This is a genomic window from Microbacterium rhizomatis, assembly GCF_008710745.1.
Lineage (GTDB): Bacteria > Actinomycetota > Actinomycetes > Actinomycetales > Microbacteriaceae > Microbacterium > Microbacterium rhizomatis.
The window spans coordinates 182388-195978 of sequence record NZ_VYSA01000002.1; the positions used below are offsets into that span (position 1 = coordinate 182388).

Consider the following 13591-nt stretch of genomic DNA (forward strand, 5'->3'; position numbering starts at 1 on the left):
GGCATGTCAGCCTCGCACCCCGCGCCCGCTCGGAGGCGCCTGCCCGTCCTGCAGGGCATCGTGCCGATCTCGCTCAAGCGGGTGCCCGCCGACATCGCCGCCGGAGCGACCCTCGCCGCGCTCGGCATCCCCGAGGTGATGGGCTACACCTCCATCGCCGGTATGCCGGTCATCACCGGTCTCTACACGATCCTGATCCCGATCGCCGTCTTCGCGTTGATCGGCTCGTCACGGCATCTCGTGGTCGGCGCCGACTCGGCGACCGCGGCGATCATGGCCGCCGGACTCGCGGGGCTCGCCCCGATCGCCTCGCCGCAGTACATCCAGCTCGCCGGAGCGCTCGCGATCATCACCGGGCTGCTGCTCATCCTCGCCCGGATCGCCCGGCTCGGTTTCATCGCCGACTTCCTCTCGCGCAGCGTCCTGATCGGCTTCCTCACCGGCGTCGGAATCCAGGTCGCGCTCGGTCAGGTGGGCGACATGCTCGGCATCCCCGCTCCGACCTTCACGAAGATCTGGCCCGGTTCGAGCGGCACACTCGAGAAGTTCGCCGCCACGATGGCCGACATCGGCGCGGTGAACGGGCCCACGATCTGGGTGTCGGTCGCGGTCCTCGTGCTGGCCCTCGCGACGAAGATCTTCGCGCCGAGCGTGCCCGGCGCACTCATCGCGGTGGTGGGTGCGATCTTCGTCAGCTGGAAGTTCGATCTCGCCTCACTCGGCGTCGCCACGCTCGGGCATGTGCCGAGCGGACTGCCTCAGTTCGGCATACCGGGCATCACGTGGGCTGAGCTCCCTCCCCTGCTGAGCACGGCCGTGGCACTGTTCGTCGTGATCCTCGCGCAGAGCGCGGCCACGTCGCGCGCCTACGCGGCCAAGTTCGAGGAGCAGTTCTCCGAGAACACCGACCTCGTCGGCCTGTCGCTCGCCAACGTGTCGGCCGGGCTGACGGGAACGTTCGTCGTGAACGGCAGCCCGACCAAGACCCAGATGGTCACGGGCGCGGGCGGCCGCTCGCAGATCGCGCAGCTGACGACGGCGGTCATCGTGCTGCTCGTGCTGCTGTTCCTCACAGCCCCGCTCGCGTTCATGCCCACTGCGGTGCTCGCCGCGGTGGTGTTCCTCATCGGCGTCGAGCTGATCGACGTCGACGGTCTCCGGCACGTGTGGCGCGTGCGCCGCGGCGAGTTCGTGGTGGCGGTGCTGACGGCGCTCGTAGTCGTGACGGTGGGCGTCGAGCAGGCGATCATCCTTGCGATCATCCTCTCGATCATCACGCACCTGAGCCACGGCTACCGGCCGACCGACGGCGTGATCATCACCCGCAGCCAGGAGATGAGCCAGACCGTCCCGGTCGCGGCGGGCACCACGAGCGAACCGGGACTCGTCGTCTACCGGTTCGCCGCGAGCCTCTACTTCGCGAACGCCAATCGCTTCAATGAAGAGATGCTGACCCTCGTCGGCGACGGTGCACCGGCGGTGCGGTGGCTCGTGATCGACGCCTCGGCGATGTCCGACATCGACTACAGCGGGGGCGAGACGCTGCTCCAAGCCTCCAGCGAGCTCGAAGACCGGGGCGTAAGGCTGGCGCTGGCGAACGTCGCCCCCAGCGTGCGGGTGCACCTCGACCGCTGCGGCATCACGGCTCTCCTCGGCGAGGACGCGTACTACGACACGATGGCCGACGCGGTCGTGGCGTTCCGTGCAGCGCCACCGGTTGCGGCCGCGGCCCGGTAGCGTCGACGAGTGCTGACCGTCCGCCCCGCCACGATCGACGATGCGAGGGCCATCGCCGCCGTCCGGATCTCGAGCTGGCGGGTGGCCTACGCGGGTCTGATCGAACAGGACGTGCTGGACGCCATGGACATCGAGCGCGAGAGCACGCGGCGCGCCGAGCTGTGGACCGAGTACCACGCCGACCCGCGGGGCGTCGATCTGATCGCGGAATCCGACGGCGTCGCGGTCGGGTGGGCGTCGTACGGCCCCTCCCGCGAAGCGGCGGATGAAGGCGAGCTCTACGCCCTGTACGCCGTGCCCGACCGATGGGCGACGGGCGTCGGTCACGCGCTGATGACCGAGGTCGAACGCGCGCTGCGCCTGAGCTTCACCATCGCGCACCTGTGGGTGCTCGACGGCAACGAGAGGGCGGCATCCTTCTACGAGCGCCACGGCTGGACAGAGGATGGGCGCTCCAAGACGGAGGTGCGGGATGCCGCGCCCGGCCGCCCCGCTTACGCACTGCGCGAGCGGCGGCGCGTCCGCGACCTGACCGTCGGCTGATGCCCGCCGCGTCAGCGGGGAGGCCCCAGCGCCATCCCGAACGCCCGCGTGCCCTTATGCGACGGGATCGGCGTGAAGCCGACCCTCGGGTAGAACGCGATCGCCCCGAGGTTGGCGTCGGAGGCGACGAGGTGCAAGCCGGTCACCCCGCGGCGGCGGAGCGCCTCGACGAACGTCTCGATCAGGCGGCGCCCCCATCCCCCGCCCTGCGTCTCGGGCAGAAGGTCGATGTGGAGGTGCGCGGGGTACTCGGCGCTGAAGGGCTCCGCGCCGGGCCGGCGGGCGTCGGCGTACCGGAGCGTGGCGGCCTGACGGGTGCGCCCCGCACCGGAGCGCGGCCAGCGCGCGCCGTGCTCGGGCCACCACTCGTCGCGGAACCACGCTTCGAACGCGTCCGTGTCGGGCGTCCCCACGATGTAGCCGACGACGCGACGGTCGTCGGCCTCGACCACGAAGGCCAGATCCGGATGCCGGGCGACATAGGGCAGCACGAAGATCTCGGCCCAGATCGCATCGTCCTCGAAGACTCCGGTGGCGTCGCCTCCGGCATCCGCGGTGCGCAGGCAGATATCGGCGAGCGCGGACTCGTCGCCGGGACGGAAGGGACGGATGCTCGGCATCCGCCGAGTCTAGGGCGCGGCCTCGACCGGGGGCGATGCCGCCGGGATGGGCTGCAGACGCACGTCCGCGGCCGCGACGTGCAGCCGGACGATCGTGCCCGTGGCCAGCCGCAGGGCGGCCGCCTCGTCGACCGGGATGTCGACGGCGACCGGCGGTGCGGCGGTGTGCACGCGCACGCCACCGAGGTTCTGCTCGAGCCGGACGACCCGGGCCAGCCACTCTCCGGGAGCCGGAGGAGTATCTGCCGCAAGGCGGAGGGCCCCCGTCCAGGACGCGTCGGGGAGAGCCTCCAGCCGCACCGCACCCGGCCGGAAGACCGCCGCGAGCCGTTCCCCGTCTGCGATCGACTCGGCGACCGACTCGGCCATTCCCTCTGCGCTCGCGCCGGACGCCGTACCGGCGATGACGACCCGGGGAACGGCATCGGCGGTGTGCCAGTGGCCCCCCGCCGCGCGGCCCTCGATGCGGTTGACCCCCGCGATCGACGCGACGAAGCGGGTGGCGGGCGACCGGAGCACGTCGCGCACGGCGCCCTCCTGCGTTACCCGCCCCGCCTCGATCACGACCAGGCGGTGCGCCATCGCTGTCGCGTCGATGACGTCGTGGGTCACCATGATGACGGTCGCCCGCGACTGGGCGAGCTGCTCGGAGATCATTGCGCGGATCTCACCCGCCGTCTCCGAGTCCAGCGAAGTGAGGGGCTCGTCCAGCAGCAGTACGCGAGGCTCGACCGCGAGTGCCCGCGCCACCGCCACGCGCTGCTGCTGGCCGCCCGACAGCTCGCTGGGGCGATGGTCACCCGCTCCCGGGAGCCCGACGCGCCACAGCCAGTCGTCCGCGGCACTCCCGGCATCCTCTTTGCGCGCCCCGCGGGCCCTCAGCCCGAACGCGACGTTCTCGCGGGCCGACATGTGCGGGAAGAGCCGCGGCTCCTGGCCGAGGAGCACCGCACCCCGGCGCGAAGGCGGCACACTGCGCCGAGGGGATGCCACGATCTCGCCCCCGATCTGGACCGTGCCCGCACTGAGACGCACGACGCCGGCGATGGCGCCCAGGAGCGTCGATTTGCCCGCACCGCTCGGGCCCATGATCGCGACGACCTCGCCGGGCTCGGCGCGCAGCGCGGCGTCCAGCCGATACGTGCCGGAGCGCTGCACGACCACGTCCGCCGCGAGGACGGCGCCGACCTTCGGAGCGCCCTTCATCGGGATGCCCCCGGCCGCCATGCGCGCACGAGCAGGAGCACCGCGAGCGCGGTCACCAGCAGCAGCAGGCTGAGCGCGACGGCGGTGCCCTGCCCGACCCCCGACCCGTTGAACGCGGTGTAGATCGCGAGGGGCATCGTCTGAGTCACCCCTGGGGCGTTGCCGGCGAACAGCGCGGTCGCCCCGAACTCGCCGATCGCCCGGGCGAAGCACAGCACCGTGCCGGCGACCAGTCCGGGCGCGGCCAGCGGCAGCGTCACCCGCCGGAGGATCGTCCACCGCCCGGCGCCGAGGGTCGCTGCGGTGCGCTCGTACTCGATGCCCGCCGTGCGGAGCGATCCCTCGACCGCCAGCACGAGGAACGGCAGCGCGACGAAGGTCTGGGCAAGCACGACCGCGGGCGTCGTGAAGGGGACGCGGATGCCCCACCAGGCGTCCAGCAGCTGCCCCAGCGCGCCGTTGCGTCCGAACAGGAAGAGAAGGGCGACGCCGCCGACCATCGGGGGCAGCACGAGCGGCACGGTCACGAGGGCGCGGAGGACCCCGGCGCTGCGCGGCCCGCTCCGTGCGATCCACAGCGCGAGCGGCACGCCCAGCACGAGGCAGATCACGGTCGCGATCAGGCCCGTCCTCACCGAGAGCCACAGCGCCTCCAGCGCGGCGGGGGCGGTGATATCGGCCCAGAGCGTCGACCACTCCACGCGTGCGACGAGTGCGGCGAGCGGCACGACCAGCAGGGCGAGGCCGACGAGAGCCGGGAGCGCAAGGATCCGGGGCACGAAGCCGTCGAGCTCTCGACCCCGCCGCAGCCGCCGTGTCATGCTCCTCAGCCTCTCACGGGGCGCCGAATCCCAGATCTGCGAGGATGCGCTGCCCCTCGGGCCCGGTGACGAAAGCAACGAACGCGGCGGCTGCCTCGTTCGTCGAGGACGTGCCGTTCCTCGATGAGGTGAGGGTCGCGATCGGATAGGTGTTGACGACGGCAGCCGCGCCGTCGGGCACGATCGATTCGACCTCGTCGTCGCCGATGACATCGGTCGCGTAGACGAGCCCGGCGTCGGCCTCGCCCGCCGCCACCTTCGTCAGCACCGCGGTCACGTTCTGCTCGAGGCTGGCCGGCGTCACAATCACGCCCGCGTTGCCGAGGAGAGTCTGGGATGCTGCCCCGCACGGCACTTCGGGAGCGCACAGCACGACGGCCGTTCCCGGCGCAGCGAGATCGGCGAGCGCCGTGATCCCCGCCGGGTTGCCCCTCGGCACGGCGATCACGAGTGTGTTGGTCGCGAACAGCTCCGGGGGTCCCGCCGTGAGCGAGGCATCCGACACCTTCGTCATGTTCTTCTGATCGGCCGACGCGAACACGTCGACGTCCGCGCCCTCGATGATCTGGGTCGCGAGGGTGCTCGAGCCGTCGTACACGATCGGGGGCACCCTCACGCCGGGGTTCTCGGCGACGAAGGCTGCCGAGATCCGGTCGAAGGCGGCACGCAGCGATGCGGCCGCGTAGACGGTGACCTCGCCGGTGAGCGGCGACGTCGCGTTCGCGGTCGGCGCGACGCCGGTCGTCTCGGTGGGGGTCTTACCTGCTGGTGATGCGCATGCGGTGAGGGCGAGCGCGAGGGATGCCGCGGCAGCAGCCACGAGCAGCGAGCGGCGACGCACGGCTCAGGCCTTCGGGGTTTCGATAATGACGTTGGTGGCCTTCACGACCGCGACGGCGAGCGATCCGACCTCGAGTCCGAGGTCGCGCACCGCTTCAGACGAGAGCAGCGACACCACGCGGTGGGGGCCGGCCTGAATGTCGACCTGGGCCATCACGGTGTCGGACTGGATGCGGGTCACGATCCCGACGAAGCGGTTGCGGGCGCTCGAGAGCACGTCGGTCGGATCTGCCGGTGCCACGAGATGCTCCACGGCTCGGGCTGCGAGCGCCTCGCCAGGTATCTCGACGGGGGACGCATTCGTCGCCTCGAGCACGCCCTGATCGATCCAGCGTCGCACGGTGTCGTCGCTCACGCCGAGGAGTCGGGCCGCTTCCGAGATTCTGTACGAGGCCATATTCTCAGCCTATCTCCGCAGATACGTACATCGGGTCGACTTTTCACCGCATTCGCGGATCGGTGGCGCCGTCCTCGTCTCGCCGTCGCACCCCGACCCCGGGCGGGAAGAGCGCGACTACCCTGAAAAGATGCCCATCCCCCCGCTGGTCGCACCTGTCGCCGAGCTGACCGCCGCCGAACGAGCCCGGACCGCGCGACACTCCTCGCTCGTCGCGCTCGGTGAGATCGGGCAGCGCAGGCTCGCGGCCGCACACGTCGCGATCGTCGGCGCGGGTGGGCTCGGGTCGCCCGCGATCCTCGCTCTCGCCGCCGCGGGCGTCGGTACCCTCACCGTCATCGATGACGACGTGGTCGAACTGTCGAACCTCCAGCGGCAGGTGCTGCACACCCTGGGCGACGTCGGCGCGCCGAAGACCGCGAGCGCCGAGCGCGCCGCGGCCGGTCTCTCACCGGAGACGCGCGTCCGCGCCGTCCGCGAGCGGCTGACGCAGGCCAACGCCGCCGCCCTCCTTGCCGGAGCAGACCTCGTGCTCGACGGCTCCGACACCTTTCCCACGCGCGAAGCGGTCGCCGCCGGCGCCGAAGCGCTCGGGATCCCCGTCGTCTGGGGAGCGATCCAGTCGTTCGACGCGCAGGTCACGGTGTTCTGGTCGGCTCCGACATCCGGATCGCCGGTTCTGCTGCGCGATCTGTACCCGATCGGCAGCGCCGATGACGCCCCCACGTGCGCGGCCGTCGGCGTGCTCGGTGCGCTGTGCCTGCAGGTCGGCGCGCTGATGGCGACCGAGGCGATCAAGCTCATCGCCGGCATCGGAGAGCCCCTGCTCGGGCGCGTCCTCGTGCTCGACGGCCTCGCCGCCCGTCAGGTCGAGATCCCCCTCCGGACGAGCAGTTCGGCGGTTTCGCAGGACGCCCCACCCACACCTGTGCCACCTGCCGCGCCGCCGCCTGAGATGTCGGTCGCCGAGGCGTCCGAGGCGATCGCCGCGGGCATGCGCGTGATCGATGTGCGAGAGCCCGGCGAGCTGGCCGCCGGGATGATCGACGGTGCCGTGTCTGTGCCGCTCGCCGCTCTTCTGGCCGACCCGTCCGCCGCCGCGCCCGGCCCCGTGCTGGTCGTGTGCGCGATGGGGATGCGGGCGCGGCGGGCCGCTGCCGCCCTCCTCTCGGTCGGCGTGGAGGCCACCGTGGTTGACGGCGGCATGCAGGCGTGGGAGGCCGCGCGGTCGAACCCCGTCGGGGTGGCGGTTGCGGTCGCGGTGACACGATGACCGCCGGCACACCGGCGAACGACCTGCGCACCGTCGAGGATCAGCTGAGGATCGTGTTGGACGCTGTGCGCCCGGTGGAGAGCATCCGCGTGCCGCTCGCCGAGGCGTTCGGTCGAACGCTCGCCGAGGCGGCGACGGCCAGGATCGACATCCCCGCGTTCGACAATTCGGCGATGGACGGCTTCGCGGTCCGCCACGAGGACGTCGAGTCGGCGTCATCCGACTCGCCCGTCCGGCTGCGCGTGGTGGCCGACATCCCGGCGGGAAGTGCGATCGATCCCGCGCTCGCGCCCGGCGAGGCCGCGCGCATCATGACCGGCTCGGCGATTCCGACGTCTGCCGATTCGATCGTGCCGTTCGAAGACACCGCGGGGGGCCTCGAGGGCACGATCGACGAGGTGGTCGTGCTCGTAGCCCCCGGCGCGGGTGCATACCGCCGGCGCCGCGGCGCCGATATCGAGACCGGCGACGTCGTCGTAGCCGCGGGTGTGCGCCTGGGCGGCTATCAGGTGTCGGCGTGCGCAGCGGCGGGCATCGCCGAACTGGTCGTGACGCGGGCACCACGGGTGGCGGTCATCTCGACCGGATCAGAGCTCGTCGAGCCCGGCTCCCCGCTCGGGCGTGGGCAGATCCCCGATTCCAACTCGCTCCTTCTCGCCGATCTCGCCGCCGACACCGGTGCCGAGGTCGTGCTCCGCACGAGCGTGGCCGACGATGTCCAAGCCCTCCGAGCCGCGTTGGCCGAAGCATCCGCCCGCGGCGCGGATGTCGTGGTGACCTCTGGTGGCGTCAGCGCCGGCGCGTATGAGGTCGTGAAAGATACCTTCGGCCCCGGAAATCGACACGGCGGCGAGGTCGAGTTCGCCCGTGTCGCGATGCAGCCGGGCAAGCCGCAGGCTTTCGGACGGCTCGGGAACGGGATGCTGGTCTTCGGCCTGCCCGGCAACCCGGTCAGCGTCGCGGTGTCGTTCGAAACGTTCGTCCGGCCCGCTCTGCTCACGATGCAGGGCCGGACCGACATCGTCCGTCCTGCGCTCCGGATGACCGCTGCGGAGGGCTGGCGCACACCGCCCGGCCGCCGCCAGTACCTCCCCGCGGCGATCGATCGGAGCGACCCGGCGCGGTGGACGGTGCGGCCGGCGACCGCCGGCGGCTCCGGCTCGCACCTTGCCGGCGGACTCGGCCGTGCCGAGGCGCTCGCGGTGATCCCCGCCGACGTCGATCAGGTCGCCGCCGGTGACATGGTCGATGTCATGCTGTTGTCATGAGTTTCACGCATCTGGATGCTGCGGGGCACGCCCGCATGGTCGACGTCACCGACAAGCAGCCCACGGTGCGCTCCGCGACGGCACGCGGTTTCGTGCGGTGTTCATCCGAGATCGTTGCGGCGCTCCGCGACGGCTCGGTGCCGAAGGGCGATGTGCTCGCCGTCGCGCGGATCGCCGGCATCCAGGCGGCGAAGCAGACCCCCGCGCTCCTTCCCCTGGCTCACGTGATCGGCGTCCACGGAGCGTCCGTCGACCTCGTGGTCGAAGACGACGGGGTCGCCATCGAGGCCACGGTCCGCACGGCCGACCGCACGGGCGTCGAGATGGAGGCGCTCACCGCCGTCTCGGTCGCGGCGCTCGCGATCGTCGACATGGTGAAGGGTCTCGACAAGGCGACTTCGATCGAGCACGTGCGGATCATCGCCAAGACCGGCGGCAAGTCCGGCCCGTGGCAGCGCTCGGACGGTGTGTGACCGATGACCCTCGTCCGCTATTTCGCCGCCGCTCGTGAAGCCTCCGGCGTTGACGAAGAGATGCGCAGCGAAGCCACGCTCGGCGCGCTGCGACTCGCGCTGAGCGCCGATCACCCCGCACTGGCGCCCATCCTGCCGCGGTGCGCGGTATTGGTGACCGGCGAACGCACCGACGACACGCGCGCGCTCACGGCGGACGATGTCATCGACGTGCTGCCGCCGTTCGCCGGCGGGTGACCGAGCCGGGCGCGGCCGGTCTCAGCCGCCGAGGCCCTTCCAGGCGGTCGTGCCGTCGGCCTCGATCTGACGCTTCCACACCGGCAGGTCGGTCTTGATCGCCTCGATGACCTCGCGGCAGACCTCGAACGCCTCGGCGCGGTGAGATGCGGCGACCGCGATCACGACCGCGGCGTCGCCGACCTCGAGCCGGCCCACGCGATGGCTCACGGCGACGAGCGCACCCGTGGCCTCTGTCCCCGCCTGCTCCGCGATGGCGTGGAGCGTCTTCTCGGCGTCGGGGTGAGCGGAGTACTCGAGCGCGACGACGGCGCCCGCCGCATCCGGATCATGGTCGCGCACACGACCCACGAACGTCGTGACGGCCCCCGCGGTCGCATCGTCGATCGCGTCGAGGTGCTCCTGCAGCACGAGCGGATCGGCGCTGATGCGTGCGAGCCTCACCTGCGACGGCATCAGTGGTCGGACCCGTCGAGCTGATCGATCACGTGGCGTGCGACCGAGAGGATCAGGGGCATCCCGGATGCCACGGCCGCGGGCGAACCGGGGAGATTGACCACGAGGGCACCCGCCGATTCGCCGGACGCGTCGATCACTCCGGCGAGACCGCGCGACAGCATCCCCGCCGGCTTCTCGGCGGCACCGACACGGCGGAGCTCTTCGGCGATACCGGGGATCTCGCGGGTCAATACCCCTCGCGTGCCCTCGGGAGTGCGATCGCGGGGCGACACACCGGTGCCGCCGGACGTGACGATGAGCCGTGCGCCGTCGGCGACCGCCGCGAGCAGCGCCTGCGCGACGCTGTCGGCGCCGTCCGGCACGATCGTCGCGCCGGCGCACGAATACCCCGCCTCGCGGAGGGCGGCGACCACGGCGGGGCCACTGCGGTCGTCGCGCTCCCCTGCCGCCGATCGGTCCGAGACCGTGATGGCCGCGGCGAGGCGCGGGTCCTGCGGGTGGGTCATACGTTCAGCCTAGGCCGCGGCCTGGTCGCCGGGCTGCTCAGCCGGCTGCTCTCCGGACGTCTGCGCCTCGGTCGTCTGCTCAGCGCTGATCTTCTCCGCGCTCATCTGCTCCGTGGTGATCTGCTCCGTGGTGATCTGCTCCGTGGTGATCTGCTCCGCCGCTGCGGTGATGCGGTTGGCCATGCCACGGAAGATGAAGCCGTGGAACGGCAGCACCGCGAGCCAGTACAGGCGCCCCGCCAGCCCGAGGGGGAAGAAGACAGCGCGCTGGTCGTACGTCGACCCGCCGTCGGTCGGGGTGGCCCGCAGTTCCAACCACGCGCTGCCCGGCACCTTCATCTCGGCGCGCAGTCGCAGGAGCCTTCCCGGCTCGATCGCCTCGACGCGCCAGAAGTCGAGTGCATCGCCGACCGTCAGCCGCGCACGGCTGCGGCGGCCGCGAGCGAGGCCCACTCCCCCGACGAGCCTGTCCATCCAGCCGCGAACCGCCCACAGCAGGGGCGACGAGTACCACCCGTTCTCCCCGCCGATCGCCTCGATCACTTTCCACAGCGCCTGCGGATCCGCCGAGGTCTCGGCGCTGCGGACGTCGGTGAAGACCGTGCGACCCGCCCAGTCGGGGTCGTTCGCGAGAGGGTCGCTCGGCACACCCAGAACCTCGGAATCCTGCCAGCTCGTCTCGATGTCGTCGTCGCGCACGCGGCCGAGCGCGAGCGAGACCGCCCGGCGGTAGGGAGTGAGCCCTTCGGCCGGCGGCGGGACCAGCTCGTCGATGTCGTGGTTCTTCATGACGCAGTCGTTCTGCAGCGACTCGACGAGCGGCCGTGCGATCGACCGGGGGACGGGGGTGACGAGGTTCACCCAGTGCGAGGCGAGGCGCGGAGTGAGGACCGGGAGCGCGGCGATCGCGCGCTGGCGAAGCCCGGCTTCCACGGCGTAGCCGTTCATCATCTGGCCGTAGCGCAAGACATCCGGACCGCCGATGTCCACGGCCCGATTGACGTCGGTGTCGACCCGCGCCGCACCGAGCAGGTAGTACATGACGTCGCGCACGGCGATCGGCTGGATGAAGTTGCGCACCCATTTGGGGGCAGGCATGTAGGGCAGCACCTCGGTGAGGTGGCGCACCATCTCGAACGACGCCGATCCCGACCCTATGACCACGCCCGCCTGCAGCACGAGCGTGGGCACTCCCGACGCGAGCAGGATCTCGCCCACCTCCACGCGCGACCGCAGATGCGGTGACAGCTTCGCATCGTCGGGATGCAGTCCGCCCAGGTACACGATGCGGCGGACCCCGGCAGCCGCCGCGGCGGCCGCGATGTTCTCCGCCGCATCGTGATCGGTCCGTTCGAAGTCCTTGCCGGCCGACATCGAGTGGACGAGGTAGTAGAGGACGTCGACATCCTGCACCGCGTCGCGGACGGATTCCTCGTCCTGCGCGTCTCCCGCCACGACCTCGACGTCGGATCCCCACTCGTAGGCCGCGACCCGCGCAGGGTCACGGGCGAGCACGCGGACGCGATACCCGCCGGCGAGGAGCCGGGGCACGAGGCGCCCGCCGATGTATCCGGTCGATCCGAAGACCAGCGCGCGCGGGGCGGTGCCGTCCACGCGGGGCACGGCCCGGAGTTGTTCTTCACGGCCCGTGGGCGCGGTGAGGTCGGTCATGTACGCACTTTAGGCGCTGGACCTGACACAGAGGGAGGGGTTGACGCGGCGCCAGTGACCTCGCCCCACGGGGACGCCCTACGGCGCGCTGGTGCAGTGCACAGTGATGGTGACCACCGTATTCGTCGCGAACGCCAGGTTCATCACGGAGGATTCCGGACCGCCGATGACGCCCCGGCCCTCCTCCCCCGCGTGGGCGCGGATCTGGGCATCGATCCTGCCGGATGGGGTCACTTCGACGCCCGATGGGATCTCCCACCCGATTTCCGACGGGAACTTCGTCCTACTCAAGTACGGTGCCTCGGCGGGACACGTCGTTCGGGGCAGGACATACCGGCTGAGGTAATAATCCAGCTCGATCGGAGCAAAGCGTATTTGGCGTTCCACAGCCGTCGATTCCGTGGCGTTCGCCGGGGCGGCGATCCCGACCAGAGCCGCACACGCCACGAGTGAGAGTGCGGCGATCTTCGCCATGCCACGCAGTGATGCTCTATCCACAGGGCCAATATATCAGAATATGCTCCGTCGGTTTTAAGACTGTTCTCTGCGACTGATCGAAGCACCCAGCGACGCGTCGGTCACACGATCGTCGCGCGAGTAGATGTTCATCGACGAGCCCCTCAAGAAGCCGATCAGGGTCAGCCCCGAGGATGCCGCGAGTTCGACCGCGAGCGAAGAGGGGGCCGAGACCGCGGCCAGGATCGGGATGCCGGCCATCACCGCTTTCTGCACGAGCTCGAAGCTCGCGCGCCCCGACACCTGCAGCACGACTCCGCGCAGCGGCAGACGGTCGTTCAGGACCGCCCAGCCGATCACCTTGTCGACCGCGTTGTGTCTGCCGACGTCTTCGCGCAGCACCAGCAGCTCGCCGGTAGCCGCATCGAAGAGGCCGGCGGCGTGGAGGCCACCGGTCTTGTCGAATACCGCCTGCTGGGCGCGGAGCGCATCGGGCAGGATCGTGAGGAGAGCGGGGTCGACGATCACCGCGTCGCCCGCGACGTCGTAGCTCGACACCGTCTCGACCGCATCGATCGACGCCTTTCCGCACAGCCCGCACGAACTCGTCGTGTAGAAGGCGCGCGCGAGCTCCGGGTCCGGCGGGCGGACACCCGGCGCGAGCGTCACATCGAGGATGTTGTACGTATTTCCCTGCGCCTGCTCGAGGATTCCCGGCGCTCCGACCGCGATGCTCGCAAACGGCCCGCCCGTCGCCGCGCCGCCCGTCGCCGTGCCGCCCGTTCCGGGGCCGCCGCAGTGGATCGCCGACCGGAACTGCTCCCCGGCCGAGATCACCCCCTCGGATACCAAGAAGCCGGCGGCGAGCTCGACGTCGTTGCCCGGAGTGCGCATCGTGACGGCGAGCGACAGACCGCCGACACGGATCTCCAGTGGTTCCTCGACCGCGAGCGTATCGGCGCGGCGTACTGCTTCGGCGCCCAGCGTGAGCTTCGTCACGGGCCGCCGGACGGTGATCCGACCCATGTCGTCAGCCTACGCGCGCGCGAGCCCGCCCGGCCCGCCGGGCCGACCGATAGCCTGA

The 13591-nt window shown here is 71.2% G+C and carries 16 protein-coding genes; 6 read left to right on the forward strand and 10 right to left on the reverse strand.

What is annotated here, in order from left to right:
- Positions 1-3 precede the first annotated feature (3 nt).
- Together F6B43_RS09240 and F6B43_RS09245 are read left to right on the forward strand one after the other, a co-directional pair.
- The gene (locus tag F6B43_RS09240; protein WP_150448669.1) at positions 4-1737 is read left to right on the forward strand and encodes a SulP family inorganic anion transporter; all 1734 of its coding nucleotides are present in this window, start codon (positions 4-6) and stop codon (positions 1735-1737) included.
- 9 nt (positions 1738-1746) lie between these two features.
- Complete coding sequence (locus F6B43_RS09245; protein WP_150448670.1) at positions 1747-2280, forward strand: GNAT family N-acetyltransferase; 534 nt, start codon at positions 1747-1749, stop codon at positions 2278-2280.
- 11 nt (positions 2281-2291) lie between these two features.
- On the opposite strand, the gene F6B43_RS09250 is transcribed toward F6B43_RS09245, so the two are convergent.
- Genes F6B43_RS09250 through F6B43_RS09270 form a run of 5 tightly spaced genes read right to left on the reverse strand, consistent with a single transcriptional unit; the run spans position 2292 to position 6164 of the window.
- Positions 2292-2900, reverse strand: a complete 609-nt coding sequence (locus F6B43_RS09250) for a GNAT family N-acetyltransferase (RefSeq protein ID WP_150448671.1) — start codon at positions 2898-2900, stop codon at positions 2292-2294.
- Positions 2901-2909: 9 nt separating this feature from the next.
- Positions 2910-4127 carry an ABC transporter ATP-binding protein gene (locus F6B43_RS09255; RefSeq protein ID WP_246159889.1) on the reverse strand — a complete coding sequence of 406 codons (1218 nt, stop codon included), beginning with the start codon at positions 4125-4127 and terminating at the stop codon, positions 2910-2912.
- Positions 4103-4927, reverse strand: a complete 825-nt coding sequence (locus F6B43_RS09260) for an ABC transporter permease (RefSeq protein ID WP_150448672.1) — start codon at positions 4925-4927, stop codon at positions 4103-4105. The genes F6B43_RS09255 and F6B43_RS09260 overlap by 25 nt, the downstream gene beginning before the upstream one ends.
- 13 nt (positions 4928-4940) lie before the next feature.
- A complete protein-coding gene (modA, locus tag F6B43_RS09265; protein WP_150448673.1) occupies positions 4941-5768 on the reverse strand; it encodes a molybdate ABC transporter substrate-binding protein in 828 nt (275 codons plus the stop codon).
- Between the two features lie 3 nt (positions 5769-5771).
- Positions 5772-6164, reverse strand: a complete 393-nt coding sequence (locus F6B43_RS09270; RefSeq protein ID WP_150448674.1) for a TOBE domain-containing protein — start codon at positions 6162-6164, stop codon at positions 5772-5774.
- Positions 6165-6294: 130 nt separating this feature from the next.
- Here F6B43_RS09270 and F6B43_RS09275 point away from each other — a divergent pair, with 130 nt between their 5' ends.
- The 4 genes from F6B43_RS09275 to F6B43_RS09290 are packed head-to-tail and all read left to right on the forward strand — an operon-like array spanning position 6295 to position 9415.
- A complete protein-coding gene (locus tag F6B43_RS09275; protein ID WP_150448675.1) occupies positions 6295-7437 on the forward strand; it encodes a ThiF family adenylyltransferase in 1143 nt (380 codons plus the stop codon).
- On the forward strand, positions 7434-8705 hold the full coding sequence (locus F6B43_RS09280) for a molybdopterin molybdotransferase MoeA (protein ID WP_150448676.1): 1272 nt from the start codon (positions 7434-7436) through the stop codon (positions 8703-8705). The genes F6B43_RS09275 and F6B43_RS09280 overlap by 4 nt, the downstream gene beginning before the upstream one ends.
- Positions 8702-9178, forward strand: a complete 477-nt coding sequence (gene moaC, locus F6B43_RS09285) for a cyclic pyranopterin monophosphate synthase MoaC (RefSeq protein ID WP_150448677.1) — start codon at positions 8702-8704, stop codon at positions 9176-9178. The genes F6B43_RS09280 and moaC overlap by 4 nt, the downstream gene beginning before the upstream one ends.
- 3 nt (positions 9179-9181) lie before the next feature.
- On the forward strand, positions 9182-9415 hold the full coding sequence (locus F6B43_RS09290) for a MoaD/ThiS family protein (RefSeq protein ID WP_150448678.1): 234 nt from the start codon (positions 9182-9184) through the stop codon (positions 9413-9415).
- Between the two features lie 21 nt (positions 9416-9436).
- Here F6B43_RS09290 and F6B43_RS09295 read toward each other — a convergent pair whose 3' ends face one another.
- The 5 genes from F6B43_RS09295 to fdhD all read right to left on the reverse strand — a co-directional run bounded on the left by F6B43_RS09295 (position 9437) and on the right by fdhD (position 13533).
- Positions 9437-9871, reverse strand: a complete 435-nt coding sequence (locus F6B43_RS09295; RefSeq protein WP_150448679.1) for a molybdenum cofactor biosynthesis protein MoaE — start codon at positions 9869-9871, stop codon at positions 9437-9439.
- Positions 9871-10380, reverse strand: coding sequence for a MogA/MoaB family molybdenum cofactor biosynthesis protein (locus F6B43_RS09300; RefSeq protein WP_150448680.1), 510 nt, complete (start codon positions 10378-10380; stop codon positions 9871-9873). The genes F6B43_RS09295 and F6B43_RS09300 overlap by 1 nt, the downstream gene beginning before the upstream one ends.
- A gap of 9 nt (positions 10381-10389) precedes the next feature.
- Positions 10390-12051, reverse strand: coding sequence for an SDR family oxidoreductase (locus F6B43_RS09305; RefSeq protein ID WP_150448681.1), 1662 nt, complete (start codon positions 12049-12051; stop codon positions 10390-10392).
- Between the two features lie 78 nt (positions 12052-12129).
- Positions 12130-12525 carry a hypothetical protein gene (locus F6B43_RS09310; RefSeq protein ID WP_150448682.1) on the reverse strand — a complete coding sequence of 132 codons (396 nt, stop codon included), beginning with the start codon at positions 12523-12525 and terminating at the stop codon, positions 12130-12132.
- Between the two features lie 57 nt (positions 12526-12582).
- Positions 12583-13533, reverse strand: a complete 951-nt coding sequence (gene fdhD / locus F6B43_RS09315) for a formate dehydrogenase accessory sulfurtransferase FdhD (protein ID WP_150448683.1) — start codon at positions 13531-13533, stop codon at positions 12583-12585.
- Between the last annotated feature and the right edge of the window lie 58 nt (positions 13534-13591).